This is a genomic window from Pseudomonas arabinosi, from assembly GCF_047758675.1.
GTDB classification, from domain to species: Bacteria; Pseudomonadota; Gammaproteobacteria; order Pseudomonadales; family Pseudomonadaceae; genus Aquipseudomonas; species Aquipseudomonas arabinosi.
This window is the reverse complement of sequence record NZ_CP180480.1, coordinates 5,183,594-5,208,202: the sequence shown is the minus strand read 5'-3', so window position 1 is coordinate 5,208,202 and position 24,609 is coordinate 5,183,594. Positions and strand designations below refer to the sequence as shown.

At 60.5% G+C, this 24,609-nt stretch carries 26 protein-coding genes and 1 pseudogene; 16 read left to right on the top strand and 11 right to left on the bottom strand.

Going from position 1 to position 24,609, the window contains the following annotated elements; translation table 11 throughout:
- Positions 1 to 88: 88 nt before the first annotated feature.
- A pseudogene (locus ACMXYJ_RS24360) lies at positions 89 to 865 on the top strand (cache domain-containing protein); the annotation flags it as partial.
- Positions 866 to 949: 84 nt separating this feature from the next.
- On the top strand, positions 950 to 1,771 hold the full coding sequence (locus ACMXYJ_RS24355) for a methyl-accepting chemotaxis protein (RefSeq protein WP_415760798.1): 822 nt from the start codon (positions 950 to 952) through the stop codon (positions 1,769 to 1,771).
- Between the two features lie 53 nt (positions 1,772 to 1,824).
- Here the strand turns inward: ACMXYJ_RS24355 and ACMXYJ_RS24350 are convergent, their stop codons facing one another.
- The gene (locus ACMXYJ_RS24350; RefSeq protein ID WP_415757248.1) at positions 1,825 to 2,772 is read right to left on the bottom strand and encodes a LysR family transcriptional regulator; all 948 of its coding nucleotides are present in this window, start codon (positions 2,770 to 2,772) and stop codon (positions 1,825 to 1,827) included.
- Between the two features lie 152 nt (positions 2,773 to 2,924).
- On the opposite strand from ACMXYJ_RS24350, the gene ACMXYJ_RS24345 reads away from it, so the two are divergent.
- The 3 genes from ACMXYJ_RS24345 (at position 2,925) to ACMXYJ_RS24335 (ending at position 4,103) form a co-directional block, all read left to right on the top strand.
- On the top strand, positions 2,925 to 3,410 hold the full coding sequence (locus tag ACMXYJ_RS24345; protein WP_415757247.1) for a DMT family transporter: 486 nt from the start codon (positions 2,925 to 2,927) through the stop codon (positions 3,408 to 3,410).
- A 2-nt stretch (positions 3,411 to 3,412) separates the two neighbouring features.
- Complete coding sequence (locus tag ACMXYJ_RS24340) at positions 3,413 to 3,865, top strand: DMT family transporter (protein ID WP_415757246.1); 453 nt, start codon at positions 3,413 to 3,415, stop codon at positions 3,863 to 3,865.
- 73 nt (positions 3,866 to 3,938) lie between these two features.
- Positions 3,939 to 4,103, top strand: coding sequence for a metallothionein (locus ACMXYJ_RS24335; protein ID WP_415757245.1), 165 nt, complete (start codon positions 3,939 to 3,941; stop codon positions 4,101 to 4,103).
- A 47-nt stretch (positions 4,104 to 4,150) separates the two neighbouring features.
- On the opposite strand, the gene ACMXYJ_RS24330 is transcribed toward ACMXYJ_RS24335, so the two are convergent.
- Positions 4,151 to 4,378, bottom strand: a complete 228-nt coding sequence (locus tag ACMXYJ_RS24330; RefSeq protein WP_008152143.1) for a DUF6555 family protein — start codon at positions 4,376 to 4,378, stop codon at positions 4,151 to 4,153.
- Positions 4,379 to 4,523: 145 nt separating this feature from the next.
- Between ACMXYJ_RS24330 and ACMXYJ_RS24325 the strand changes: the two genes are divergently transcribed.
- From ACMXYJ_RS24325 to ACMXYJ_RS24315, 3 genes are all read left to right on the top strand, one after another.
- Positions 4,524 to 5,303 carry an AraC family transcriptional regulator gene (locus ACMXYJ_RS24325; RefSeq protein WP_134099418.1) on the top strand — a complete coding sequence of 260 codons (780 nt, stop codon included), beginning with the start codon at positions 4,524 to 4,526 and terminating at the stop codon, positions 5,301 to 5,303.
- A 95-nt stretch (positions 5,304 to 5,398) separates the two neighbouring features.
- On the top strand, positions 5,399 to 5,572 hold the full coding sequence (locus ACMXYJ_RS24320; RefSeq protein WP_008035179.1) for a DUF1427 family protein: 174 nt from the start codon (positions 5,399 to 5,401) through the stop codon (positions 5,570 to 5,572).
- A 28-nt stretch (positions 5,573 to 5,600) separates the two neighbouring features.
- Positions 5,601 to 6,557, top strand: a complete 957-nt coding sequence (locus ACMXYJ_RS24315; protein ID WP_415757244.1) for a quinone oxidoreductase family protein — start codon at positions 5,601 to 5,603, stop codon at positions 6,555 to 6,557.
- Between the two features lie 54 nt (positions 6,558 to 6,611).
- Here ACMXYJ_RS24315 and ACMXYJ_RS24310 read toward each other — a convergent pair whose 3' ends face one another.
- Positions 6,612 to 7,634, bottom strand: a complete 1,023-nt coding sequence (locus ACMXYJ_RS24310; RefSeq protein ID WP_415757243.1) for a purine-nucleoside phosphorylase — start codon at positions 7,632 to 7,634, stop codon at positions 6,612 to 6,614.
- Positions 7,635 to 7,658: 24 nt separating this feature from the next.
- Positions 7,659 to 8,615, bottom strand: a complete 957-nt coding sequence (locus tag ACMXYJ_RS24305; protein WP_095128842.1) for a nucleoside-specific channel-forming protein Tsx — start codon at positions 8,613 to 8,615, stop codon at positions 7,659 to 7,661.
- A gap of 243 nt (positions 8,616 to 8,858) precedes the next feature.
- Between ACMXYJ_RS24305 and selD the strand changes: the two genes are divergently transcribed.
- Together selD and mnmH are read left to right on the top strand one after the other, a co-directional pair.
- Positions 8,859 to 9,893: a selenide, water dikinase SelD gene (gene selD / locus ACMXYJ_RS24300; RefSeq protein WP_415757242.1), complete on the top strand. Its 1,035-nt coding sequence runs from the start codon at positions 8,859 to 8,861 to the stop codon at positions 9,891 to 9,893.
- A complete protein-coding gene (mnmH, locus tag ACMXYJ_RS24295) occupies positions 9,893 to 10,996 on the top strand; it encodes a tRNA 2-selenouridine(34) synthase MnmH (protein ID WP_415757241.1) in 1,104 nt (367 codons plus the stop codon). Before selD ends, mnmH begins: the two co-directional genes overlap by 1 nt.
- 144 nt (positions 10,997 to 11,140) lie before the next feature.
- Here mnmH and ACMXYJ_RS24290 read toward each other — a convergent pair whose 3' ends face one another.
- Positions 11,141 to 11,815: a histidine phosphatase family protein gene (locus ACMXYJ_RS24290; protein ID WP_415757240.1), complete on the bottom strand. Its 675-nt coding sequence runs from the start codon at positions 11,813 to 11,815 to the stop codon at positions 11,141 to 11,143.
- 370 nt (positions 11,816 to 12,185) lie between these two features.
- Here ACMXYJ_RS24290 and ACMXYJ_RS24285 point away from each other — a divergent pair, with 370 nt between their 5' ends.
- From ACMXYJ_RS24285 to hemB, 3 genes are all read left to right on the top strand, one after another.
- Positions 12,186 to 12,884: a glutathione binding-like protein gene (locus tag ACMXYJ_RS24285; protein ID WP_415757239.1), complete on the top strand. Its 699-nt coding sequence runs from the start codon at positions 12,186 to 12,188 to the stop codon at positions 12,882 to 12,884.
- A gap of 32 nt (positions 12,885 to 12,916) precedes the next feature.
- Positions 12,917 to 13,747 carry a PhzF family phenazine biosynthesis protein gene (locus ACMXYJ_RS24280; protein ID WP_415757238.1) on the top strand — a complete coding sequence of 277 codons (831 nt, stop codon included), beginning with the start codon at positions 12,917 to 12,919 and terminating at the stop codon, positions 13,745 to 13,747.
- Between the two features lie 141 nt (positions 13,748 to 13,888).
- A complete protein-coding gene (hemB, locus tag ACMXYJ_RS24275; protein WP_415757237.1) occupies positions 13,889 to 14,863 on the top strand; it encodes a porphobilinogen synthase in 975 nt (324 codons plus the stop codon).
- Between the two features lie 62 nt (positions 14,864 to 14,925).
- On the opposite strand, the gene ACMXYJ_RS24270 is transcribed toward hemB, so the two are convergent.
- Entirely contained in the window at positions 14,926 to 16,461 is a 1,536-nt protein-coding gene (locus tag ACMXYJ_RS24270; protein WP_415757236.1) for an FAD-dependent oxidoreductase, read from the bottom strand.
- Between the two features lie 404 nt (positions 16,462 to 16,865).
- On the opposite strand from ACMXYJ_RS24270, the gene ACMXYJ_RS24265 reads away from it, so the two are divergent.
- Entirely contained in the window at positions 16,866 to 17,960 is a 1,095-nt protein-coding gene (locus ACMXYJ_RS24265; RefSeq protein WP_415757235.1) for a DUF1615 domain-containing protein, read from the top strand.
- A gap of 80 nt (positions 17,961 to 18,040) precedes the next feature.
- On the opposite strand, the gene ACMXYJ_RS24260 is transcribed toward ACMXYJ_RS24265, so the two are convergent.
- Together ACMXYJ_RS24260 and ACMXYJ_RS24255 are read right to left on the bottom strand one after the other, a co-directional pair.
- The gene (locus tag ACMXYJ_RS24260) at positions 18,041 to 18,442 is read right to left on the bottom strand and encodes a hypothetical protein (RefSeq protein WP_415757234.1); all 402 of its coding nucleotides are present in this window, start codon (positions 18,440 to 18,442) and stop codon (positions 18,041 to 18,043) included.
- Between the two features lie 153 nt (positions 18,443 to 18,595).
- Positions 18,596 to 19,390, bottom strand: a complete 795-nt coding sequence (locus ACMXYJ_RS24255; protein ID WP_415757233.1) for a DUF4349 domain-containing protein — start codon at positions 19,388 to 19,390, stop codon at positions 18,596 to 18,598.
- Between the two features lie 163 nt (positions 19,391 to 19,553).
- Between ACMXYJ_RS24255 and ACMXYJ_RS24250 the strand changes: the two genes are divergently transcribed.
- Positions 19,554 to 20,177, top strand: coding sequence for a glutathione S-transferase (locus ACMXYJ_RS24250; RefSeq protein ID WP_415757232.1), 624 nt, complete (start codon positions 19,554 to 19,556; stop codon positions 20,175 to 20,177).
- Position 20,178: 1 nt separating this feature from the next.
- On the opposite strand, the gene ACMXYJ_RS24245 is transcribed toward ACMXYJ_RS24250, so the two are convergent.
- A complete protein-coding gene (locus ACMXYJ_RS24245) occupies positions 20,179 to 20,619 on the bottom strand; it encodes a CBS domain-containing protein (RefSeq protein WP_033057363.1) in 441 nt (146 codons plus the stop codon).
- 257 nt (positions 20,620 to 20,876) lie between these two features.
- Between ACMXYJ_RS24245 and ACMXYJ_RS24240 the strand changes: the two genes are divergently transcribed.
- The gene (locus ACMXYJ_RS24240) at positions 20,877 to 23,237 is read left to right on the top strand and encodes a DNA polymerase II (protein ID WP_415760797.1); all 2,361 of its coding nucleotides are present in this window, start codon (positions 20,877 to 20,879) and stop codon (positions 23,235 to 23,237) included.
- On the opposite strand, the gene ACMXYJ_RS24235 is transcribed toward ACMXYJ_RS24240, so the two are convergent.
- Both ACMXYJ_RS24235 and ACMXYJ_RS24230 read right to left on the bottom strand, forming a co-directional pair.
- On the bottom strand, positions 23,202 to 23,672 hold the full coding sequence (locus tag ACMXYJ_RS24235) for a DUF1810 domain-containing protein (RefSeq protein ID WP_415757231.1): 471 nt from the start codon (positions 23,670 to 23,672) through the stop codon (positions 23,202 to 23,204). The genes ACMXYJ_RS24240 and ACMXYJ_RS24235 overlap by 36 nt on opposite strands.
- Before the next feature lie 29 nt (positions 23,673 to 23,701).
- Positions 23,702 to 24,523: an aldo/keto reductase gene (locus ACMXYJ_RS24230; RefSeq protein ID WP_415757230.1), complete on the bottom strand. Its 822-nt coding sequence runs from the start codon at positions 24,521 to 24,523 to the stop codon at positions 23,702 to 23,704.
- Positions 24,524 to 24,609 lie beyond the last annotated feature (86 nt).

Below are 24,609 nucleotides of genomic sequence, written 5' to 3'. Positions count from 1 at the left end.
TGATTGGGGGTGACCTTCACTCAACTTTTGTCCTGACGTGCCGTTAAAGCCTTTAACCACGCCAATAAAATCAAAAGAGTGAACCGTCATGCGCATGAGCCTGAAGGCTAAAGTCCTGTCCCTTGCCGTCCTCCCGGTGTTGCTCTTTGCGCTGGTCATCAGCCTGACCACGTTGTTCATTCTGCAGGAGCAGGCCCGCAAGGAAGTCGAGGAAACTCGCCAGCGCCTGCTCAGCGATGCCAAGGCAACGCTGCAAAGCTACGTCGCGGTGGCCATGACCACGATCAAACCGCTCTACGATGCGGCCGCCCCCGGTGATGACGCGGCGCGGGCCCAAGTGGTCAAGTTGCTGTCGAGCATCACCTACGGCAAGGACGGCTACTTCTTCGGCTACGACTCCAACACCGTGCGCCTGTTCAAGGCCAACAGCCCTGAAGGCGTGGGCCAGAGCTTCAAGGACAACCGCGATCCGAACGGCGTCTACGTCAACCGTGATCTGGTGAAAGTCGCCAAGGACGGCACGCACTACCTGCAATACAGCTCGCCGCTGCCCGGCAACACCCAAGTGCTGGTGCCCAAGCTCGGCTACACCGAATACCTGCCGAAGTGGGACATGGCGGTCGGCACCTCGGTCAACCTCGACGGCATCGAAGCCCAAGTGGCATTGGTCGAAATCAAGGTCCAGGAGCGTATGCAAGGCGTGGTGCTGAGCATCGTCGGAATTGCCGCCGTGGTGCTGTTGGTGATCGCCGTCGCCGGGATGCTGCTGGCCAACACCATCCTGCGTCCGCTGAACCTGATGAAAGCCAACCTCGATGACATCGCGGCGGGCGAGGGCGACCTGACGCGTCGTCTGACCATCACCAGCCAGGACGAACTCGGCGAACTGGCCGGCTCGTTCAACCGCTTCGTCGACAAGATCCACGGCCTGGTGCGCCAGATCACTGAAATGACCTCGCAACTGACCGGGCTGGTGAATCAGGTCTCCGATCAGGCCCAGCGCTCGGATCAGGCCATGGAGCGTCAGCGTCACGAAACCGATCAGGTCGCCACGGCGATCAACCAAATGTCCGCCACCGCTCAGGAAGTGGCGAAAAGCGCGCAAAACGCCGCGGTGGCTGCCCAGCAGACCGACGAAGAAGGCCAGGCTGCCAAGCGTGTGGTGGCCGGCAGCATCGTGAAGATTCATGCGTTGGTGGACGACATTCGCAGCAGTGGCGTGTCTCTGGACAGTCTGCAAAAAGACGTGTCGTCGATTGTCAGCGTGCTTGGGGTGATCCGTTCGATTGCCGAGCAAACCAACCTGCTGGCCCTCAATGCCGCCATCGAAGCCGCCCGTGCCGGTGAGGCCGGTCGTGGTTTTGCCGTGGTCGCCGACGAGGTTCGAGCGCTGGCCAGTCGCACGCAAATCAGCACCCAGGAAATCCAGGGCATGATCGATCGCTTGCAGGCCGGCACTCAGTCGGCGGTGGAAGCGATGCGCCGTTCCAGCGAGGCGGGCGACGGCACGTCGGCTCAGGCCAACGAAGCGGGGGCATCGCTGGACACCATGGCCCAGCTGATCGGCACCATCAATTCGATGAACGCGCAGATCGCCAGCGCCGCCGAAGAGCAGACCGCCGTGGCCGAAGAGATCAACCGCAGCGTGCATCAGATCGCCGTGGCCGTGGACAGCGTTGCCGACGAAACCCAACTCGGCGCCCAGACGTCGCGCAGCCTCGCCGACCTCGGTCAGCGCCTGGGCAAACTAGTCGGCCAGTTCCGTATCTGACACCCCGGAACCTGTGGGCGCGAGCAAGCCCGCTCCCACAGGGATTGTGGTGTTCAATCGTTAATTGAAGGCCTGTCCCAGTAGGGCACCGTGCCGAAGCATTCCACGAAGAAATCAATCACCGTCCGCACCTTCACCGACAACCGTCGGCTCCCAGGCCACAGCACCGCAATCTGCTGCGGCTCAAGACTGTTGGACACCTGATACGCCCCCAGCACCGGCACCAGCGTGCCGTTGCGCACCGCCTCACCAATCAGCCACGACGGAAACATCACCAGCCCCAAGCCTTGTTCGGCGGCTTGGGTCAGGGTGTCGGCGTGGTTGCCGGTGATCGGTCCCTTCACCGAGTAGGCCGTCCAGTCCTGCTGATCCTTGCGAAAAAACCAGCGTTGCTGGCCGGTCACACCCTTGTAGGCCAGGCACTGATGCGCGGCCAGTTCTTCGGGGTGTTGCGGCGTGCCGTGACGTTCCAGATAGGCCGGGCTCGCGGCGACTTGAAAACGATGGGGCGCCAGAATCCGCGCCTGCATGCTCGAATCGTGCAGGGGGCCGATGCGAAACAGCAGGTCGGCGCCTTCCTGTAGCGGGTCGACGTAACTGTCGGTCTGCTGGATATCCAGTTGCAGTTTCGGGTAGCGCTCGCAGAGCTGTCCCAGCCACGGCGTCAGGTGCCGCTGACCGAACACCACTGGCGCATTGATCCGCACCAGTCCGCTCGGTTCGCTTTGCTGTTCCTGCAGGGCCTGTTCGGTCTCTTCGAGTTGCACCAGCACCAGCCGCGCGTGATGACCGAGCATGCGTCCGGCCTCGGTGGGCGAGACGGCGCGGGTGTGGCGATAGAGCAATTGCTGGCTGAGGGCCTGTTCCATCAATTGGATCTGCCGGGAAATCGAAGAGGGTGCCAGGCCCTCGCGGCGTGCGACTTCGGAAAAACTGCCGTGATCCAGCACCGCTACAAACAGCCGAAGTGCCTTGAATCCCAGATCGTTGAGGCCATGCATGACGAATCCTGCTGTGCGAGTTGCGCAAAAGTGTTGTCAGGATGCTCCCATTTATCGCAAAGGACCGCCAGCCGATAATGCCCACCTATTCCACTGAGAACACAAAACCCTGTGGGAGCGTGTTCTATCTGATAACTGGTAGGTGTCCCCTAATGCAATCTTCTTCAATCGACGACGTTGGCGTTGTCGCCACCCAACCAGGGCTGCGACTGTTGCTGCTGCCACTTGTGATTCTGGCCGGCATGGGCCTGTCCGTGGAGGCCGGTTTACTCGGGCCGCTCGGGGTTCAGGTCGGGCACTTGTGGGCAACCTTGAGCATCTTCGGTGTCGGCTCGGCGATTCTGTTTTTGCTGTTGCTGTTCAGCGGTAGGCAACAGGGCCCTGCCTTGAATGAGCTGCCGCGCTGGCAGTTGATCGGCGGTTTCCTGGGGCCGATGTACGTGATCGTGCTGACCTTGGCCACGCCGCACATCGGCATTGCCATGACCATGATCGCGATCCTCTCCGGGCAGGTCGGCAAAAGCGTGTTGATCGACCATTTCGGCTGGTTCGGTGCCACCCGCAAAAAGGTCAATGGTGAACGTTGGCTGGCCTTGCTGCTGATTGTCGCGGCACTTGTTCTGATCGCTCGGGGTTGAAGATGAATCTGATTATTTTGTTGGCGGTGGTCGTGGCGGCTGGCGCGGTGTTGAGTGTCCAGGCGGCGATTAATGGACGTCTGGGCGAAACGGTGGGCGTGTTGCGCAGCAGTTTGTTGACCTTCGTGGTCGGTGCCGTGACCACCGGGCTGCTGATCCTGTTTTTCGAACCGGCCCATGCCGTGAGTTTGCTGGACGTGCCGAAATGGCAGCTCAGCGGCGCGCTGTTCGGGGTGATCTACATGATGGTGATGGTTGGCGCGGTGCCGCGGGTCGGCACGGCGGTGGCGACGGTGGCGGTGATCGTCGGGCAACTGGGGATGGGGATGTTGATCGACAACTTCGGTTGGCTGGGCAACCCGGCGATCGAGTTGTCGAGTAGCCGGATGCTGGCGATGGTGTGTCTCGCGTTGGCGTTGCTGTTCATGTATCGCAGCAGTACCCGGCAGGGCTGACGCAAGCTCCTACACTGGTGGTACGGGTCGCATTTGCCAGACCCGGACGACCACAACCAATGGAGTCAGGCTCATGATCGACAGTGAAAGTAAGTGCGACTGCCCCAAATGCTCCTGCAAACTGGGCGAACATCCGATCGCGCGCCACGGCAAGCACTATTGCTGTGAAGCCTGCGCCAAGCACCACGAACATGGCGAAGAATGTGCCAGCAAGGGCTGCAAGTGCGCCAAACCCTGACCACTCATCCAAAAAAAGGTGGAGCCTGATCGGGCTCCACTTTCATTTCAATTTGCCGGTCGCCACTTGACGTTTTCCACGCCGAACTTCTCCGCCATCGGCTTGCTGGTTTTTTGCACCTTCTCTCGCCCGAAGCGAGGGATTCGTCCGACCCCCGCGTCGCAACTTGCCCAATGCCAAGCCTCCGCGTTATCCATCTTGTCCAGGCGGATGATGAAAGACTTGGGCGCGCCATGAAGGGTGTATTCAATGACGAAAAGTTTTGCGTTGTTCATAAAGCCCATATTCCTCCCTGTGGTAATACAAGGATCGTTGGGGTTACGGAAAATTCAGTCGAATTGTCAGATGGATGCCGCCCGTAGCGACAAGCCCGGTGGCCCGTTACCATGCAATCTCTGAAACCCCCAATGATTGCTGCCCATGGCCCTTGCCGCCCCTCCAGACCTGAGTGACACCGATGTGCCCGTGCAACCGCTGGCGCGCACCTATCCGCGTGGCTTGTACATCGAGCCGCATGAGCATGTCTGGGGGCAATTGTTGTATGCAATGAGCGGGGTGATGTGGGTCGAGACGCCCCATGAAGCGCTGGTGGTGCCGCCGCAACGAGCGGTGTGGCTGCCGCCGGGTGTGCCCCACGGGATTCGCGTGGTCTCGGATTTACAGATGCGCAATATCTACCTGCGGCCGTCATTGGCGGCGACGCTGGACGACACGGTTCAAGTGATCGAAGTCGGCGGACTGCTGCGTGAGCTGATCGTCGGGCTGGTGGAGCAGGGCGACGATGGCGCGCCCGAGTATTACGAAGCGCTGGTCGGCCTGGCGCTGCTGGAGCTCAGGCGAGCCAGGCGCTCGCTGCTGAAGATTCCGTTGCCGGATGATTCCGACCGGCGCCTGATGAACCTGTGCCAAGCGGTTATGGCCGCGCCATCGCTAGACATTGCCTTCGAACAACACGCCGAAAACGCCGGTGCCAGCGTGCGCACCCTGGCCCGATTGTTCAAGGACGGTCTGGGCATGGGCTTCGCCGAGTGGCGGCGCCAGGTGCAATTGGCGACGGCGGTGGCGGAGTTGATCCAGGGCGTGCCGGTCAGTGCGATTGCCCGGGAGCTGGGTTATTCACCGAGCAGCTTCAGCGACATGTTCCGACGGGAACTGGGCGTCGCGCCTTCGCAGTTTTCGGCGAGCCAACGCCAGGATTGAAAGTGCTTTGTCCGATATTCAGAAGCACTTGGCCGATGCTCTTCGCTGCCACTCCTTAGACTCTGGGCCTACCTTAATTGCCCACGGAGTCCGCCATGAGTTACCTCATCTCATTGGTCATCGGTCTGGGTGTCGGTCTGCTCTACGGCGCTCTGGATTTTCGTTCCCCCGCACCGCCGGCCATTGCGCTGGTAGGGCTGCTCGGCATGTTGGCCGGTGAGAAGTTGTGGCCAATGGGCCGGCAGTTGGTGACTGGCTGGATCTCCTGAACCGTTTATTCATTCGAGGGAAACGCTGATGAAAGCACTGCAATTCGACAAGACCGGTGACCTCTCGGCCCTGCGCTACGTTGAGGTGCCCACCCCCGTCCCCGGCGCCGATGAAGTGCTGGTCCAGATCAAGGCGGCCGGCCTCAACCCTAGCGATGTGAAGAACGTGCTGGGGCGCTTTCCCTACACCACACTGCCGCGGATTCCCGGTCGTGATTTCGCCGGTGTAGTCGTTGAAGGCCCGCAGGCGCTGATCGGTCAGGAAGTCTGGGGCACCGGCCGTGAACTGGGCTTTTTCGCCGATGGCTCGCACGCACAATTCGTCAAACTGCCGGCCAACGGCGTGGCGCAAAAGCCGACTCATCTGAGTTTTGCCCAGGCGGCCAGCCTCGGTGTGCCGTACACCACGGCGTGGGATGCGTTGGAGCGCAGTGGGGTGACAGCCGAAACCCGGTTGCTGGTGATCGGTGGCGGGGCGGTTGGCACTGCGGCGCTGGCGCTGGCCAAGGTGCGTGGCGCTCAAGTATTGGCAGCGGCGCGGCGGCCCGAGCAGGTCAAGGATTTGCAGGCCCAGGGGTATCAGACGCTGCAACTGGATAAACCCGAGGACCTCGGCGCTCAGGTGAACGTGGTGTATGCCGGCGGTGCCGATGTGATCTTCGACACCACCGGTTTCTGGCTGCCGGCCTCGGTCCCGGCGCTGGCCGCGTTCGGTCGCATCGCGATCATCGCCGCGCCGGTGGACGGCCTGGTGCAATTGCCGGCCCTGGCGCTGTATCGCAAGGGCGGTTCGGTGGTGGGGATCAATTCGTTGCTGTACGGCGTCCAGGCGTGTGCGGCGATGCTTGAGCAGTTCGGCACGTTCTTCGATCAGGGCTTGTTGCCGTTGCCTGAGGGCTTGTTTGAATCTCCGTTGGCGGAAGGGCTGGCGCGGTATGCCGAGGTGAGCCAGGGCAGTGGTGACAAGGTGATTTTGTTGCCATAACCCCAATCAAAATGTGGGAGCAAGCTCGCTCCCACAAGGTTTTGTATTGTCAGATCAGGCCTCGGGAACACCGTTTTCCCACGCCGACCAATTCTTCAAAATCTCCTGCACCAACGGATTCCCTGTCCGGTACAGGTTCTCCAGCGCCGGCACAAACCCGCCCTGATCCGCATACTTGAGCAGGTTATCCACCTCACTCTGGCCCGGCGCCGGCCGGTCAAAATCGGAACCCGCACGCACCACCGCCAAACGCTGTACATCCACCAACCCTTCACGGCTGGCCCGCAGCAGCGCCTCATAAGTGGAGTTGTCTTCCTGCTGCGTCGTGCAGTACTCACCTTTGTTATCGGTCAGCAGTTGGGTCCAGACCTCGGCGCGCTCACTCAACCGCGTCCCGGAAAACCAGGTATTGCCCGCGAGCGTGTCGCACTGCGTCACCACCGGCGGCTGATTGGCCGGGGCCGACGGATACTTCATGCGCCACGCGGCCGATTCCTTGCTCTCGCTCAGCTCGACTTTGTGGCTGAGGGCAAACGCCTTGGCCTGCAACTTCGGGTTGAGTTCGAAGACTTCGGTCTTGTAATCCAGTGGCGGTTTCTCGTTCGGGCCTTTGGTGTTGATGCCGATATAACCGGTCGGCCAGTCTTTCGGCGCGTCCCGGGAATCGATCTCCCATTGAGTGCCGAACTCCACCAGATAATGCGCCCACGCGGTGGTGCCGATGGTCCCGTGTTTCGGGCTGATGCCGGCAATCCCGGCGATCAGGAAGTAACTTTTACGCAGGTCGAATTTCGTCGACAGCGCCAGGGCCAGCGTCGACGCCGCGGCGTTGGTCTGGCCCATGCCGGTGACCATCAGGCACACCTGCTGGCTGTTGCAGCGAATGGTCGGGTACTCGGCGGACAGCCCCGGCACCCGCACTTCCTGCTTGAGTTCCAGCCGATCGATCCAGTTTTGCGCCTCGGGGGCGAACATTGTGATCAGCATCACTTTCGGCTGGATCGGCGCTTCAGTCGCCCAGGCCGTTGAAGAGAGCAGGGCGGCACAGGCCAGGGAAAGACGCGTCATTGCATGCATAAAACCTCCTGATTCAAACAAGACTTAAAACTGGTAACCAACACCGGCGTAGTAACCCCAGCCGTCGGAGCGGGCACGGAAGTTACCGTCGCCAAAATTCAATTCGCTGCCATCCTCCCAGTTGCCGCCGTTGTGGAAATAACGGCCGACCAGGGTGAAACGCAAGTGGGTGAACGAGTAGAGCAAGACGTTGGTGGCGACGGTGGCGTTGGCGGTGCGAGCCGGGTTGTCCTTGTGCAAATCCGAACCGAAGTCGAAGTTGGTGAACCCGATGTAGGTCAGTGACGCGCCGTTGCTGAAGCTGCTGATCGGCACGATGTATTTGAGTTGGGCGCGATAGCCGTCCCATGAATACTCGTTGCTGGCGCCGTAGTTTTCCCACTGGTAGCGCCCATAGAAGTTGGCCGACAGGTTGACCCGCGAATGGGTGTCGATGTCGGTGCCCAAACCGCTGTACAGCGTATTGGCACGGTTGGCGCTGTTGCTGCCGTGGTCATAGATCCAGTCAAAGGCGACGTACCATTCCTTGAACGGCCCGATGGCCAGGCTGCGGCCGGCGAGGTAGTCGATGGAGATCCGCGGTTCGTGCTCCATGAACACCGGCGAGCCGTGGTCCCACACGCCTTTGTCATGGCTGTTGCCGATGTCGAAGATCTTCGGGATGTCGATGTAGCCGTACAACTCAAACGGCCCCTTGCGCCCGAAGTACTCGTATTCCAGGTAGATATCGTCGGCCGGTTGCGGGCCGAAACTGATGTCTTTGCTGCCGATGACGGTCAGGTCCTGGTTGAACCAGTCCGAGAGGTACACGCCTTTTTTCGGTGGGCTGGCTTCGGGGCTGAGGGTTTCCCCTTGGGCGGATTCTTCGGCGGGAGCGGGTTGCGCCAAAACGGTGCTGCTGAGTAGTCCTGTAACGCTGGCCAGCAGCAAGGAAACAGCAAAAGTGCGCGAGCAAGTGACGCGGCTGGACGTGCGGTGCATTAAAAGTCCCTTTTCGTGCGGATCGAAGGCCCGGTTCTGCGGGCTTGCGCAGTTATGTAGCGAAAACGCTTGTATCAGCGACTCGCAAACGTTTGCACAAGGCATACCAATTTTTCTCAAGGCACGGAAAAGGCTAGGGAATTGGTGGTTTAACTGTCCTTTCGGTCAACGATTCGCGGGGCCTCAGGGGAGACGACGTTGATGTAGACTCTGTGGCACTGACTTCACGAGGTGTGTCCCCCCATGAGCGAGCCGATTCGTCTGACCCAATACAGCCACGGCGCAGGATGCGGCTGCAAAATCTCCCCGCAGGTGCTGGAGGTGATTCTGGCCGGCAGCGGGGCGCAGAACCTTGACCCGAAACTCTGGGTCGGCAACGCCTCGCGCGATGATGCGGCGGTGTACGCCATCGATGAAGAACGCGGCGTGGTGTCGACCACCGACTTCTTCATGCCGATCGTCGACGACCCGTTCGATTTCGGTCGCATCGCCGCCACCAATGCCATCAGCGACATCTACGCCATGGGCGGCGATCCGCTGATGGCGATTGCGATCCTCGGCTGGCCGGTCAACGTACTGGCGCCGGAGATTGCCCGGGAAGTGATTCGCGGCGGGCGTTCGGTCTGCGATGAAGCCGGAATTCCGTTGGCCGGGGGGCATTCCATCGACGCGCCGGAGCCGATCTTCGGCCTCGCCGTGACCGGTCTGGTGGAAAAGCGCCACATGAAGCGCAACGACACCGCCACCGCCGGTTGCCTGCTCTACCTCACCAAGCCGCTGGGCATCGGCATCCTTACCACCGCCGAGAAGAAGGGCAAGTTGCGCCAGGCCGACATCGGCCTGGCCCGCGACTGGATGTGCACCCTGAACAAACCCGGTAGCCGTTTCGGCAAACTTGAAGGCGTCACCGCGATGACCGACGTCACCGGTTTTGGCCTGCTGGGGCATTTGGTGGAAATGGCCGACGGCAGCAACGTGACTGCTCGCATCGAGTACGATCGCGTGCCGCGTCTGCCGGGTGTCGAGTATTACCTCGACCAAGGCTGTGTGCCGGGCGGGACGCTGCGCAACTTCGACAGCTACGCCAGCAAGCTTGGGCGTCTTCAGGAAATGCACAAACGCGTGCTCTGCGATCCGCAGACCAGCGGTGGCCTGCTGGTTGCGGTCACCCCCGAAGGCAACGAACACTTCCTCAAAGTAGCCGCCGAGCTGGGCCTGACCCTTGAGCCGATCGGTGAACTGATCGAGCGACAGACGAACGCGGTTGAGGTGTTTTGATGTCCATCGAATTCACCGATTACCGCGACATTTTCCTCAACGACCGACCGATGATGGATGCCCGGGCGCCAGTCGAGTTTCTCAAAGGCTCATTCCCCGGCGTGATCAACCTGCCGCTGATGAACGACCACGAGCGGCAACGGGTTGGCACTTGTTACAAGCAACACGGCCAGCAAGCGGCCATTACGCTGGGGCACCAGTTGGTGTCCGGCGAGATCAAAGCCGAGCGCATCCAGGCCTGGGCCGATTTTGCCCGGGCTCATCCTGATGGGTATTTGTATTGTTTTCGCGGCGGTTTGCGTTCGCAGATCGTCCAGCAATGGCTCAAGGACGAGGCGGGCATCGACTATCCGCGAGTGGGTGGCGGCTACAAGGCGATGCGCACCTTCTTGCTCGACACGCTCGATCAGGCCGTTACCCAGTGTGATTTCGTCTTGCTGGGCGGCATGACCGGCACCGGTAAAACCGAAGTGCTCACGCAGTTGCGCAACGGCCTGGACCTTGAAGGTCACGCCCATCACCGCGGTTCCAGTTTCGGTAAACGCGCCACCGGCCAACCCTCCAACATCGATTTTGAGAACCGTCTGGCGGTAGATGTGCTGAAGAAGCGCGCCCACGGCATCGAGCAGTTTGTACTGGAAGACGAGAGCCGCGCGATCGGCAGTTGTGCGCTGCCGTTGCCGCTGTTTCAGGGCATGCAACAGTTTCCGATGGTCTGGCTTGAAGACAGCCTGGAAGGGCGGGTCGAACGGATCCTGCGCGATTACGTGGTGGACTTGTGTGCCGAGTTCATCGGCGTACATGGCGATGAAGGCTTCGCACTGTTTTCCGAGCGCTTGCTGGAGAGCCTGAACAATGTGCAGAAACGTCTGGGCGGTGAGCGCCATCGGCGGATGCTGATGTTGATGGAAGACGCGCTGGCGGAGCAGGCGAGTAGTGGGGCGGTGGACTTGCACCGGGGCTGGATCGAAGGGTTGCTCCGAGAGTATTACGACCCGATGTATGCGTTTCAGCGGGAGAAGAAAGGGGGTCGTATCGAATTCGCCGGGGAGCGGGCTGCGGTGCTTGAGTACCTGCGCGAGCGGGTCAGTCAACGAGGTTGATGGTGTTTTTGCCGGCCTCATCGCGAGCAGGCTCGCTCCCACATTAGATCTTCAGTGAACATAGGTTTTGTGTATCACCGAGATCTAGTGTGGGAGTGAGCCTGCTCGCGATGAGGCCCTGACAGGCGCCAAATCCCTTGAAGCTTACGTCGGACAGGTCTCCCGCCCATTATCCAGACCTTGCTTGTAGGCGTGGCTTTGCACACTGGCCTTGCCGTTGTGCCAGGTCAGGGTGAGCACGTACAGCGAGTCGTAGTCGCTGGATTCCCAGTCGTCGGTGATGTTCTGTTTCTTGCCGACGGCTTCTCCAGCGACCCTGTTGATCAACTCCGGCAGGTAGCCGGAGGACCAGGCGGTGTAGATGACCGAGTTGTGATACTTGTCGTGCAGCAATTCATCGGCCAGGTCGCTGGTGTCGTTGGCCGAAAAGTTGATGTTCACCGGCAAACCAAGCTTGATCGCGCTGGGGCTGATGGTCATCAGGGGACGGATGTAACTGTAGGAATTGTCCAGTTCGCCTTCTTCGACATTGCGCGTCGGGTTGGCGGCAAATACGTAGTTGGCCTTGCCGAATTTTTCCGGCAGCAAGGTGGCCAGGTCGATGGCGCGGTTCAGGCCCTGGCAGTTGAGCTGGCCGAGGCCGCCTTCGGGTTTTTCCGCGTGGCGCAGGAACACCAGCGTCTGGGTGCCGTCCGCCGGTTGGGCACGGCTTTCGCTGGACTCAAGGGACAGGAACAGCGCGCTGACTGCCAACAGGGTGGGCAGGACAACATACGCGCGATGTTTGAAGCGTTTGGCGAATTTCAAAAGGTTCGTCATTTGAATAGGTGGTCTTCAGCGCATTCGGTTAAGGCTGACAAACCTTTACACCGCGAGCTCCCTGCATCGGGTGTTTTCCATGTCGTTGGGCCGGTCCGTTTCCGAAAGGGCAATGCTCAGAGTCCTCTGAAGCCCATTTGGTTCGATCCGAGCGAGTGCGCAGCACTGTAGCGGCAACCTGAGATGGGTTAGAGCAGAGGTTATCGACAGGATGTTGCGGATTTATGGACACAGTACACGTGCCGGCCCCATTCACAGGCTGTGATCTTCTGATCTTGCTCATCATCAATATTGATAACGCCAAAAGATCGCAGCCTTCGGCAACCCTACATTATGATCAGCGTCTACTTTTTCCGTGTGGATGCTTCCCATGACCGATCTGTCCGCGTTCCCGATCACCCAAAAATGGCCGGCTCAATACCCCGAGTGGATCCAGCTTTACTCCTTGCCGACCCCCAACGGCGTCAAGGTGTCGATCATGCTCGAAGAGATCGGACTGCCCTACGAGCCGCATCGTGTGGGCTTCGACACCAACGACCAGATGTCCCCCGAATTTCTTTCGCTGAACCCCAACAACAAGATCCCGGCAATCCTCGACCCCCACGGTCCGGGGGACCAACCCCTGGCGCTGTTCGAGTCCGGAGCGATTCTGATTTACCTGGCCGACAAAAGCGGGCAACTGCTGGCCCAGGAATCGGCGGCACGATACGAGACCCTTCAATGGCTGATGTTTCAGATGGGCGGCATCGGGCCGATGTTCGGTCAGCTCGGATTTTTCAACAAATTTGCCGGCAAGGACTACGAGGACAAACGTCCCCGCGACCGCTACGTCGATGAAAGCAAACGCCTGCTTAATGTGCTCAATAACCGCCTGGAAGGGCGCGACTGGATCATGGGCGAGCGCTACACCATCGCGGACATCGCGACCTTCCCCTGGGTGCGCAACCTGATCGGCTTCTATGAGGCTGGCGAGCTGGTGGGCATCGACGACTTCACCAACGTCACGCGGGTCCTGGAGCGCTTTCTGGCGCGGCCGGCGGTGATGCGCGGGCTGGAAATCCCCAAGTAAACGCTTCGATTTGATCAAGACCAAGGCAGGCCATGCACTCATTCGATTTCAAGCAAGTAGATGTTGCGCTCAAGGGCAATCCGTTGGCAGTGGTATTCGGCGCCGATGAGCTCAGCGATGAGCGCATGGCGGCGTTCGCCAGCTGGACCAACCTCAGCGAAACCACATTCATACTCGAACCGCGCGATCCTCGCGCCGATTATCGCGTGCGGATCTTCACCACCCTGAACGAATTGCCGTTCGCCGGCCATCCGACACTGGGCACCTGCCATGCGTGGCTGGAGGCCGGTGGCGTGCCCAAGGGCGAAGAGATCATTCAGGAGTGCGGCGTGGGGCTGGTGCGGGTTCGTCTGCAAGGGACAGAGCTGGCCTTTCTCGCACCGCCATTGCTCAAAACCGGGCCGGTGGAGGCGGATGTCGTGGAACGGGTACGGCGGGGGCTAGGGCTGGAATCGGGGGCGATTGTGCGCACTCAGTGGGTCGACAACGGTGCCGGATGGCTGGCCGTGATGGTCGAGGATCGCCAGCAGGTGCTGGACTTGCAACCGGATCATTCGCAAATGCTCGGCCTGGCCGTCGGTGTCATCGCGCCATGGCATCCCGAGCGCGATGGCGATGACGCACAGTTCGAAGTGCGGGCGTTCATCTCCGGCGACGGCATGCCGGAAGACCCCGCCACCGGCAGCCTGAACGCCGGGATTGCCCAGTGGTTGCTCAGCGAAGGACTGGCGCCGGCGTCCTATGTGGTCAGCCAGGGCCTGACCATGGGCCGCGCCGGACGCATTCAGGTCGAACAAGTGGGCGACGAGATCTGGATCGGCGGCGCGGTGGTGACCTGCATCAGCGGGAAGCTGACGCTGTAAGCGGCAAGGCTCATATCTCAGTGATTATTGCCGAACCGGTAAGGGTTTTTCCTCACCTGAGATTTGTGCCCTGCAAGGTTCAGGGCATAAGCTTCGCCCCCTAAGACTTTCGTCTCGTCCTCCGTTTTTCAGGAACCCCTCATGTCCAGTCAGTTCCCCGAAGCACGTCCACGCCGTCTGCGTCGCAATGCAAGCCTGCGCAGCCTGTTCCAGGAAACCGAGTTCAGCTTGAACGATCTGGTGTTACCGATTTTCGTTGAGGAAGAGATCGACGACTTCGTACCGATCAAAAGCATGCCCGGCGTGATGCGTATTCCGGAGTCGAAACTGGCGGGTGAGATCGAGCGTTATGCCCGGGCGGGGATCAAGTCGGTGATGACGTTCGGCGTGTCGCACCATTTGGACGGCAGCGGCAGCGACACCTGGAGCGACAACGGTCTGGTGTCACGCATGTCGCGCATCGCCAAGGACGCGGTGCCGGACATGATTGTGATGTCCGACACCTGCTTCTGTGAATACACCGACCACGGTCATTGCGGCGTGCTGCACAACCATGAGGTCGACAACGACCAGACCCTGATCAATCTCGGCAAACAAGCGGTGGCCGCGGCCCGTGCCGGTGCCGATGTGATCGCCCCGTCGGCCGCCATGGACGGGCAGGTTCAGGCCATTCGCCGGGCGCTTGATGAAGCGGGTTTCAACCAGACCGCGATCATGGCCTATTCGACCAAGTTTGCCTCGGCGCTCTACGGTCCGTTCCGTGAAGCCGGCGGCAGCGCGCTCAAGGGCGACCGCAAAAGCTATCAGATGAACCCGATGAACCGCCGCGAAGCCGTGCGCGAATCACTGATGGACGAGCAGGAAGGCGCCGACGCGCTGATGGTCAAACCGGCCGGCGCCTACCTGGACATCATCCGCGACATCCGTGAAGCCTCGCGTTTGCCGCTGTCGGCGTATCAGGTGAGCGGCGAGTACGCGATGATCAAATTCGCCGCCCAGGCCGGTGCGATCGATGAAGATCGCGTGGTACGTGAAAGCCTTGGCGCGATCAAGCGGGCCGGGGCGGATCTGATCTTCACTTACTTCGCGATGGACCTGGCACTGGCCGGGATCTAAGTATCACTGCAGATTAAATGTGGGAGCGAGCAAGCCCGCTCCCACATTTGGACTGTGTTGAGTCAGCGGGCGCCAAAAAACGGCCTGATCCCGTGATCCCGGAAGTACCGCTCGATCACCTTGGGATCGGAAGAATTGTCGGCAATCGCCACATACGTATCCGGCCGCAACAGGTAAAACCCGTTACGCCCCAGGCCAGCCGCTTCAAACGCCGGCCGCCAGTCAAAAACATGCAACGGCAAATGATGTTCGTGGCACCAGGCGATCATTTCATCGCTGGTGTCGCCATACACATGCACCTGCCAGGTCAGACACTTCAGCGATTCGAAATTGTCCCCCTCACCGTCATGAGCCCAGGGCAGGCGGTCGCCACCGTGAACATGACCGGCAACGCCCGTGCTCAACGGCATCCCGCGATAATTCAGGGTGATCTGCGACACCGTGCGAAACAGGAATTCGCGGGACGCCTCAAACGATGCCATTTTCGGAATCACGAACGGCGCCAGACGCGTGCGCAGCAAATCGGCCATGCGCCCTTCGGCCGTGACGAAACTGAACACCCGATCGGTGGTGGCGACCAGTTTGCGGGCAAACGCGATGCGCTCGGTTTCGTAAGTGTCGAGGAGCTTGGCCTCAGCGCCGCCGCTCAACACCGCCGCGAGTTTCCAGGCGAGGTTGATGGCATCGCCTATGCCGGTGTTCATGCCCTGGCCACCGGCAGGGCTGTGGACGTGGGCGGCGTCACCCAATAGAAACGCGCGCCCGGTGCGAAAATGATCCGCCACCCGATGATGCACGCGGTAGGTCGAGAACCAGTTCAGTTTCTCGATCTTTACTTTCATATGCTCGATGGCCCGGCTGCTGACGTCTTCAAATTGCAGGGTGTCGACCTGGTCGGCGCGTTCGTCGCGTACGGTGCCAATCAGACGGGCGCGGCCTGTACCGGCCAAGGGAAATACCGCGAGAAAATCCGCTTCATCAAGGTCCACGTGCAGTTCGCCGTTGAACGTCGGCCCGCTGGCCTGCACATCGGCGACGTAGAAAATCTGCTGGTAGGTGCCACCGGGAAAACCGGTGTCCAGGGTCTTGCGCACGATCGACCGGGCACCGTCGCAACCCGCCAGATAGCAGGTCTGGCAGGTTTCCTCCTGACCATCGGCCAAGCGTAAATAGGCGGTGATGCCGTCACCGGTTTCCACGAAACTTTCCAGCGCCGTGTTGCGCTCCACCTTGATGCCAAAGGTTTCGAGGCGGTCTATCAACAGCCGTTCGTGTTCGTCCTGAGGAAAGATTTCGAGGAACGCATAGGGCGTCAGGCCTTCGCCGATGCGGCTCAGCGGCAAGCGCGCCACGGGTTCACCCTTGACCCAGAAGTTCGCCGCAGCCACTCGATGACCGTTCTGCACCACCGCATGGCTGAGGTCGAGCTGGCGATACAGCTCCAGCGTCCGCGCCTGCACGGCCAGCGCCCGTGAAGTGGTTCCGGGTGCCGACGACTTGTCGAGGATGCGCACTTGCACGCCAAGTTTGCTCAGCCATAACGCCAACACCAGCCCGGTCGGGCCGGCGCCGATGATCAGAACGTCGCTACGGTTCATGAGACTGTCCTCCTCGGTGTGTGGCACAAGTATGGTTCAGCCGCGACAGACGGGCAGGCTGTCTGCCAAACGGAAAAAGGCCCCCGCTGCCCTGATGCCGTTCAGTTACGGTGAAAAACCTGTGGGAGCGAGCTTGCTCGCGATAGCGGTCTTACATTCAACACCTATGTTGTCTGCCAGTTCGCCATCGCGAGCAAGCTCGCTCCCACAGGTTCTGCGCCGTGACTGACTGGCGTTACCTTCAGGTAAACCGTGTTCATCGGACTACGACTGCCGCGCAGCCGGACGCAGCCTCGCAGGCTCGACAGCTGCTACGGGGAACAGTGGAGGGCGGCGAGAGTCATAGCCTGCGCCATGCCATTGATCGTATGGTTACCCCGGCTCAACGGATTTGATGGAGCAACATGCAAGCCAATCGATTGATGATGAGCGTCGCCGCACTGCTGGTGCTGGCGGGTTGCGGTACTCAGCGCACGCAAGAGCTCCCTGCGCGCAAGCCTGCCGAGGTCAAGGCCGAGATCGTGCGTCTGCTGCCGGCCAAAACCGCCGATCGCCAGGGCTGGGCCACCGATATTTACGCAGCATTTGCTGCCCAAGACATTTATCCATCCACCCAAAACCTGTGCTCGGTACTGGCGGTCACCGAGCAGGAGTCGACCTTTCAGGTGGACCCACCCGTACCGGGCCTGGGCAAAATCGCCCGCGAGGAGATTGACCGCCGAGCCGACAAAGTCCACATTCCCGGCCTGCTGGTGAGCGGTGCGCTGCAGGTGAGTTCATCCAACGGCAAAAGCTACAGCGACCGGCTCAATGCGGCGCGCAGCGAGAAAGAGCTCAGCGCGATCTTCGATGACTTCATCGGCATGGTGCCCATGGGCCGGACGCTGTTCGGTGGGTTCAACCCGGTGCACACCGGTGGGCCGATGCAGGTCAGCATCGATTTCGCCGAGCAACAGGCGAAGGCGTATCCGTACCCGGTGGACGGCTCGATTCGTCATGAAGTGTTCACTCGTCGCGGCGGCATGTACTTCGGTATCGCCCACTTGCTCGGTTATCCGGTGAGCTACAAACAACCGCTGTATCGCTTTGCCGATTTCAATGCCGGCTGGTACGCCAGTCGCAATGCCGCGTTTCAGAACGCGGTGAGTCGCGCGTCGGGCATACCGTTGGCGCTGGATGGTGACCTGGTTCGCTACGATTCGATCATGCCTGGCACCACGGAATTGGCGGTGCGTACCCTCGGCAAGCAACTGGGCATGCGCAACCCGACCATTCGGGACCAACTGGAGGAGGGTAAAAACTTCGCGTTCGAGGACACCCAGCTCTATGCACGGGTTTTCGACCTGGCCGAAAAAGCGGAAGGTCGGCCATTACCGCGAGCGGTGTTGCCGGGGATTGCGCTGCAAAGCCCGAAAATCACCCGCAAACTCACCACGGCGTGGTTTGCCAAGCGGGTCGATGAGCGTTATCAGCGTTGCATGGCCCGGGCCGGCAAGTGACCGAGCGCAAAAAACAGGCGTAAAAAAAACCGGCTGATGAGGCCGGGTTTTTCATTGAGTGCTGCGGTAAAACCATTCATTTATACAGCGCGGCTTTCGATCAGGCGGTCCGAACCACCTTCAGCAACGCGGTTTTCGATCAAACGATCGGAGCCACCTTCTGCGACGCGGTTCTCGATCAAACGATCCGAACCACCTTCAGCAACGCGGTTTTCGATCAAACGATCGGAGCCACCTTCAGCGACGCGGTTCTCGATCAAACGATCCGAACCACCTTCAGCGACGCGGTTCTCGATCAGACGATCCGAGCCACCTTCAGCGACGCGGTTCTCGATCAGACGATCCGAACCACCTTCAGCCACACGACTTTCAATCAGGCGATCCGAGCCGCCTTCAGCGACAACCGGGTGAACAGAGGTAGCGGCGAAAGCGTTAACTGCAAAAACCGAGAAAACGATGCTGAGGATAGTTTGGCGTTTCATGAGGGTGTGCTCCGGGGTGTAGTTGTTGGGTCTGGAGCTGATGTTACGCCGCGGATTTTTTATGAGAACTTCATTGCTGTGATGGTGAACATCGACGGCAATGATAGGAAGGACGAGGCATCTCACGCGAGCGTGATGGTTCAGTTCCGCGACTCACGTGCGACGGCGAACAAACTTGCGCCACAACCAGACCCACATCATGAACAGCGGGAAGGCCAGAATCAGGAAGGGCAGGGCATAGCTGACTTTTTCCAGCGCATCGGCAGCGCCATCGGCCAGGTTGTCCAGCAAATTGCTGAACGCTTGGCTCAGGTGCGACGAGCGACTGCTGGCGCCGGTCGGCAGGAACGACAGCGTGACCCGATTGGTGTCCAGTCGGCGCTGGTGCCCGGCGGCAATCTGGGCCAAGGCTTGCAGGTCGTTTTCGATCCCGGCCTGTTCCTTGCTCAAGGTAATCAGATCCGTGACGCTGATGTCTTTGCGGGTCGCCAACTCATCCAGACGCTGCTGCTGAGCCTTGAGCCGCTCTTGACGACGACGAGTGTCGTCCACGGCATCGGCCAGGTCTTCGGCACTGGTGATTCGTTGACCCAGCTCCCCACCCTCGGCGGCCATCGTGACCAGCGGTTCGACGCCGGCAGGTGCAATGCGCAAGGTGATCTCGGCGCGGCCGGCACCTTGCTCGATACGCAGAACGTTACAGGCCCCGAAGCGTGCGGTTTCGCACGCCTCGCGCGTGGCCTGCAAGCGCGGCCCGATTTGCGCCTGGGGCAGCAACAGTTGCAGTTCGTGCTCATAGGCGAGCATGGCACCACCGCGCCCTTGTTCACCGGCTAAACTGGCCGATGACGAGTGTTCGCTCGGCGAGCAGCCACTCAAGGCCAGGCCAGCGAGAAGAAATCCATAGAGACGAAGAAACGGGGCGAGTCCGCCATCCTGTTGGCGCATGTTCTTTCCTTGATGTGTGCAGTAGGGCTTGAGCCGCGACGGGTAGTCATGAGTGCGGCCAGGGAGGCGTATCTTACCTGTATCGCCCGGCCCGATGGCAGGGAACGTGCCTCGTGCCCACTCGTCTGCTGACTCTATTTTCGTTTCGCCAGGAGCGTGCGATATGTACCAGCTATACGGACACCAGAATTCCGGCGCTGCCGCGATAGAAGCGGCACTGGAGCTTTGCGAAATTCCTTACCGCTTCATCGACGTTGAATCCTCTCCCGAGGCGACCCACGCGCTGGAGAAGCTCAATCCGCTCAAGCAGATCCCGACCCTGCAGTTGCCTGATGGCAGCGTTCTCACCGAGAGCGCGGCAATTCTGATTCACCTGGGGCTCACGTTCCCCCAATCAAACCTGTTGCCGAACAACACCGCCGCGCGGGATCAGGCCATTCGAGGCCTGGTGTACATCGTCAGCAATTGCTATTCGGCCATTGGCATCATCGACTACCCCGAGCGCTGGTTGGCCGAGGCGGATGAATCGTCCAGGCAAAACCTCATGGCCGGCGCCCGCGCGCACCTGCACAGGAGTTGGGAGGTGTTTGCCGATCAGTTTTCGGGTGATTTGTATCTGGGCGACGAGACGCCGGGAGCCCTGGATGTGCTGGCGGCGGTGGTTTCCAGATGGGCCGGCAGTCGGGAACATTTACGCAGTACAAGGCCCGGGTTTTTCGCGTGGCTTACGCGCATCGACCGGCACCCGACATTGGCACCGGTCTTCGCGCGGCATTGGCCGGATTGATCTATTCGCCGCGAATGTACTGCTCCAACTGGCGAATCAGCTCAGCCTGTTCGGCGATGGCCTCCTTGACCAGGTCGCCGATCGACAGCAAACCGATCAATGTGCCGTTTTCCACCACCGGCAAGTGGCGCAGGCGTTTGTCGGACATGATGCCCATGCAGGTTTCGACGGTTTGATGGGTGTCCACGGTGATCACCGGCGACACCATGATGTCCTCGACCGGTGTACCGACGGAGGAGCGGCCCTTGAGCACGAGTTTGCGCGCATAGTCACGCTCGCTGATGATGCCGACGACCTCGCCATTCTTCACGACCGGCAAGGCGCCGACGTTTTTGGCGGCCATGACCATCAGCGCTTCCAGCACCATTTGATGCGGTGCAATGGTGTGGACTTCATGGTTCTGTTCAGCCTTTAACTTCAGCAGTTGGGCGACGGTTTTCATGGCAGTTTCTCAGGTGTTGTCGTTGTCCTTGAAGAATCGTAGACACGGGCGCTGAGGGCAAGGCAGAAAGCGGCAGATAACGCGCAAAAAACGCCATTCAGCGGTTTTTCTTCCGAAAACCTGGAGTATTCCATAGTTATTCACTCATTCATGGGCGCCATCAAACCCTGTGGGAGCGAGTCGTCAGATCAATCTGCGCTGTCCCTCATCGATGACGCGTAGAATTGCGCCTTGAATCAAATCTTGAGGTTGCAGTGGTGGATTTACAGCGGGGCTTCGTCCTGACCCGGCATTGGCGCGACACCCCGGCCGGTACGGAAGTCGAGTTCTGGCTGGCGACCGACACCGGTCCCCAGCGGATCCGCCTGCCTGATCAACCGTCGGTGGCGTTCATCCCCGCAGCCCAGCGCGAGCAGGCCGAAGTGCTGCTGCGCGGCGAAAAGAACGTCGAGCTGCGGCCGTTGGCGCTGCTGGATTTCGAGCACCGCCCGGTGCTCGGTCTGTATTGCCAGCAGCACGGTCAACTGATGCGTCTGGAAACCGCGCTGCGCAAGGCCGGCGTCGACATGTTCGAAGCCGATGTGCGCCCGCCGGAACGCTACATGATGGAGCGTTTCATCACCGCGCCGGTCCGGTTCAGTGGCACGCCGAACGCCGAGGGCCTGCTGCTCGATGCGCAGATGAAACCCGACCCGGACTATCGCCCGAACCTCAGGCTGGTCTCCCTGGACATCGAAACCACCGCTCAGGGCGAGCTGTACTCCATCGCCCTGGAAGGCTGTGGCGAGCGCCAGGTCTACATGCTCGGCCCGCCCAATGGCGACGACAGCGAGGTGGATTTCCAGCTTGAATACTGCGATTCCCGAACCCTGCTGCTGAAAAGACTCAACGAATGGTTCGCCCGGCATGACCCCGACGCGATCATCGGCTGGAACGTCGTGCAATTCGACCTGCGCGTGCTCCACGAGCACGCCCGGCGCCTGGCGGTACCGCTGAAACTGGGGCGTGGCGGTGAAGAGATGCAGTGGCGTGAACACGGGAGCCGCAACCATTACTTCGCCTCGGCCGCCGGCCGGCTGATCATCGACGGGATCGAATCCCTGCGTTCGGCAACCTGGAGTTTCCCCTCGTTCAGCCTGGAAAACGTCGCGCAAACCCTGCTTGGCGAGGGCAAGTCGATCGACAATCCGTACCAGCGTATGGACGAAATCAACCGCATGTTCGCCGAGGACAAACCGGCCCTGGCCAAGTACAACCTCAAGGACTGCGAGCTGATGACGCGGATTTTCGCCAAGACCGAGCTGCTGACCTTCCTGCTGGAGCGGGCCAGCGTCACCGGCTTGCCGGCCGATCGCAGCGGCGGCTCGGTGGCGGCGTTCACGCACCTTTACATGCCGCTGATGCACCGCCAGGGTTTCGTTGCGCCGAACCTTGGGAGCAAGCCTGCACAGGCCAGCCCCGGCGGTTTTGTCATGGACTCGCAACCGGGCCTGTACGAGTCGGTGCTGGTGCTCGATTACAAAAGCCTCTATCCGTCGATCATCCGAACCTTCCTCATCGACCCGGTGGGCTTGATCGAGGGGCTTGAACATCCCGATGACAGCGAGTCGGTGCCAGGCTTTCGCGGCGCACGTTTTTCCAGAACCCGACATTGCCTGCCCGCCATCGTGGCCCGGGTCGCCGAAGGTCGCGAAACCGCCAAGCGCGAACACAACGCGCCGCTGTCCCAGGCGCTGAAGATCATCATGAACGCCTTTTACGGCGTGCTCGGTTCCAGCGGTTGCCGCTTCTTCGATACACGCCTGGCGTCATCCATCACCCTGCGCGGTCACGAAATCATGCTGCGTACGCGACAGCTGATCGAAGCCCAGGGCCACACGGTGATTTACGGCGACACCGACTCGACCTTCGTCTGGCTGCGCCGTGCGCACGGTCAACAGGAAGCAGCACAGATCGGCCGCGCGCTGGTGGATCACGTCAACCAGTGGTGGCGCGAGCATGTGCAGCAGGAATACGGTCTGGAAAGTGCCTTGGAGTTGCAGTTCGAAACCCACTACAAACGCTTTCTGATGCCGACCATTCGCGGCGCCGAGGAGGGCAGCAAGAAGCGCTATGCGGGGCTTGTGACCCGCGCCGATGGCACCGACGAAATGGTCTACAAAGGCCTGGAAACCGTGCGCACCGACTGGTCGCCGCTGGCCCGGCAATTCCAGCAGGAGCTGTACCTGCGCATTTTCAATCGCAAGCCTTATCAGGATTATGTGCGCGACTATGTACGCAAGACCTTGGCGGGGGAGTTCGACGATCGCCTGATCTACCGCAAGCGCCTGCGCCGCACCCTTGATGACTATCAGCGCAACGTGCCGCCGCATGTGCGGGCCGCGCGAATGGCCGATGAGTACAACGACCGGCAGGGCCGTCCGCGGCAATACCAGAACGGTGGCTGGATCAGTTACGTGATCACCGTCGCCGGCCCCGAGCCGCTGGAAATCCGCAGCGCGCCCATCGACTACGATCACTACGTCACCCGGCAACTGCAACCGGTGGCGGACGCCATTCTGCCCTTTGTGGACGACGACTTTTCAACCTTGATTGGTGGGCAGTTGGGCCTGTTTTGAGTCGAGCAGCAACAACGTCCAGTCATCCAGAATGCCGTGGAAATACTGGTCAAGTGCTCGATGAAAGTCGCTGTTAGCGCCGGCAACCTGGGCGAACAGCGTCATGGAAGAATGAAACTTGAGATTGTCGGGGTGACCGAAGATGGCCGTAATTGAGCTGTTTTCGATGTCCAGCACCAATTGCGTGCAGAGGCGCAACCGTGAACCCAGCAGTGGATGATTGAGGTACGCCGCGGCTTCCTCTTTGGAACGAATGGCAAAGTGGCGGGACATCTCGCTGCCGCCCAATCCTGAGAATTGCGGAAAGATGAACCACATCCAGTGACTGCGCTTGTGACCGGCGTTCAGCTCGGCCTGGACCCGTTTGTACACCGGGTCCTGTGCCTGGATAAAGCGTTGCAGATTAAAGGAATCGTCCTGATCAGTGCTTCTCATGCCGAAGCCCTCTGACAGACTGCGATGGCTCAGACCATGGCCAACCGCTGTTTGCGTTGTGGCGCGTGAAACGCCTCGTCCAGCGCCTCCAGATCCCCAGCCTCCAGTTGCAATTGCGCCGCTTGCGCGTTGAGTTGCACGTGCTCGGGTCGGACCGCTTTGGGGATGGCGATCACGCCTTCCTTACGCAGCATCCATGCCAGCGCTACCTGGGCCGGCGTCACACGGTGACGGGCGGCTATTTGTTTGAGCGTTGTATGGTTCAGCATAGGCCCACCCTGACCGATCGGACAGTAGGCCATGACCGGCATTTGATGCTGGCGGCTCCAGGGCAACAGATCAAACTCGACGCCGCGTTCTTCCAGGTTGTAGAGCACCTGATTGGTGGCACAGGCCGGTGAGGCCAATTCTTCCAGGTCCTCGACGTCGAAATTGGAGACGCCCCAGCGACCGATCTTGCCTTCTTCGCGCAAGCGTTCGAAGGCTTCGACCGTTTCTTCGAGGGGATACTGGCCGCGCCAATGCAGCAGGTAGAGATCGATGTAGTCGGTGTCCAGCCGCCGCAGGCTGCGTTCACACGCCTGGGGGATGCCTTTGCGGCTGGCGTTGTGCGGGTACACCTTGCTGACCAGAAACACTTCATCACGCCTGCCGGCGATGGCTTCACCGACCACTTCCTCAGCGCCGCCCTCGCCGTACATTTCAGCGGTGTCGATGAGGGTCATGCCCAATTCGATGCCTTGGCGCAAAGCCGCCACTTCCTGGGTGTGCCGGGAACGATCTTCTCCCATGCGCCAGGTGCCTTGACCGATGACCGGTACGTTGACGCCGGCCAGTTCGAGGGTCCGCATTCAAATCTCCTTATTTTGAATCGATGAGTACTCTTTGGTTGGCAACAGAATACCCCGGTGGTTCCATCGACCTGTAGCCGCTGACT

Excerpts from the sequence above, each read along its gene's own strand:
- ACMXYJ_RS24270 (WP_415757236.1), bottom strand. The coding sequence starts at position 16,461 with ATGAACCGTAGCGACGTTCTGATCATCGGCGCCGGCCCGACCGGGCTG.
- ACMXYJ_RS24325 (WP_134099418.1), top strand. The coding sequence starts at position 4,524 with ATGGCCCTTGCCGCCCCTCCAGACCTGAGTGACACCGATGTGCCCGTG.
- ACMXYJ_RS24245 (WP_033057363.1), bottom strand. The coding sequence starts at position 20,619 with ATGAAAACCGTCGCCCAACTGCTGAAGTTAAAGGCTGAACAGAACCAT.
- ACMXYJ_RS24320 (WP_008035179.1), top strand. The coding sequence starts at position 5,399 with ATGAGTTACCTCATCTCATTGGTCATCGGTCTGGGTGTCGGTCTGCTC.
- ACMXYJ_RS24310 (WP_415757243.1), bottom strand. The coding sequence starts at position 7,634 with ATGCATGCAATGACGCGTCTTTCCCTGGCCTGTGCCGCCCTGCTCTCT.
- ACMXYJ_RS24265 (WP_415757235.1), top strand. The coding sequence starts at position 16,866 with ATGCAAGCCAATCGATTGATGATGAGCGTCGCCGCACTGCTGGTGCTG.
- ACMXYJ_RS24285 (WP_415757239.1), top strand. The coding sequence starts at position 12,186 with ATGACCGATCTGTCCGCGTTCCCGATCACCCAAAAATGGCCGGCTCAA.
- ACMXYJ_RS24350 (WP_415757248.1), bottom strand. The coding sequence starts at position 2,772 with ATGCATGGCCTCAACGATCTGGGATTCAAGGCACTTCGGCTGTTTGTA.
- ACMXYJ_RS24235 (WP_415757231.1), bottom strand. The coding sequence starts at position 23,672 with ATGAGAAGCACTGATCAGGACGATTCCTTTAATCTGCAACGCTTTATC.
- ACMXYJ_RS24230 (WP_415757230.1), bottom strand. The coding sequence starts at position 24,523 with ATGCGGACCCTCGAACTGGCCGGCGTCAACGTACCGGTCATCGGTCAA.
- ACMXYJ_RS24315 (WP_415757244.1), top strand. The coding sequence starts at position 5,601 with ATGAAAGCACTGCAATTCGACAAGACCGGTGACCTCTCGGCCCTGCGC.
- ACMXYJ_RS24255 (WP_415757233.1), bottom strand. The coding sequence starts at position 19,390 with ATGCGCCAACAGGATGGCGGACTCGCCCCGTTTCTTCGTCTCTATGGA.
- mnmH (WP_415757241.1), top strand. The coding sequence starts at position 9,893 with ATGTCCATCGAATTCACCGATTACCGCGACATTTTCCTCAACGACCGA.
- ACMXYJ_RS24260 (WP_415757234.1), bottom strand. The coding sequence starts at position 18,442 with ATGAAACGCCAAACTATCCTCAGCATCGTTTTCTCGGTTTTTGCAGTT.
- selD (WP_415757242.1), top strand. The coding sequence starts at position 8,859 with ATGAGCGAGCCGATTCGTCTGACCCAATACAGCCACGGCGCAGGATGC.
- ACMXYJ_RS24305 (WP_095128842.1), bottom strand. The coding sequence starts at position 8,615 with ATGCACCGCACGTCCAGCCGCGTCACTTGCTCGCGCACTTTTGCTGTT.
- ACMXYJ_RS24330 (WP_008152143.1), bottom strand. The coding sequence starts at position 4,378 with ATGAACAACGCAAAACTTTTCGTCATTGAATACACCCTTCATGGCGCG.
- ACMXYJ_RS24345 (WP_415757247.1), top strand. The coding sequence starts at position 2,925 with ATGCAATCTTCTTCAATCGACGACGTTGGCGTTGTCGCCACCCAACCA.
- ACMXYJ_RS24335 (WP_415757245.1), top strand. The coding sequence starts at position 3,939 with ATGATCGACAGTGAAAGTAAGTGCGACTGCCCCAAATGCTCCTGCAAA.
- ACMXYJ_RS24355 (WP_415760798.1), top strand. The coding sequence starts at position 950 with ATGACCTCGCAACTGACCGGGCTGGTGAATCAGGTCTCCGATCAGGCC.
- ACMXYJ_RS24290 (WP_415757240.1), bottom strand. The coding sequence starts at position 11,815 with ATGACGAACCTTTTGAAATTCGCCAAACGCTTCAAACATCGCGCGTAT.
- ACMXYJ_RS24250 (WP_415757232.1), top strand. The coding sequence starts at position 19,554 with ATGTACCAGCTATACGGACACCAGAATTCCGGCGCTGCCGCGATAGAA.
- ACMXYJ_RS24340 (WP_415757246.1), top strand. The coding sequence starts at position 3,413 with ATGAATCTGATTATTTTGTTGGCGGTGGTCGTGGCGGCTGGCGCGGTG.
- hemB (WP_415757237.1), top strand. The coding sequence starts at position 13,889 with ATGTCCAGTCAGTTCCCCGAAGCACGTCCACGCCGTCTGCGTCGCAAT.
- ACMXYJ_RS24280 (WP_415757238.1), top strand. The coding sequence starts at position 12,917 with ATGCACTCATTCGATTTCAAGCAAGTAGATGTTGCGCTCAAGGGCAAT.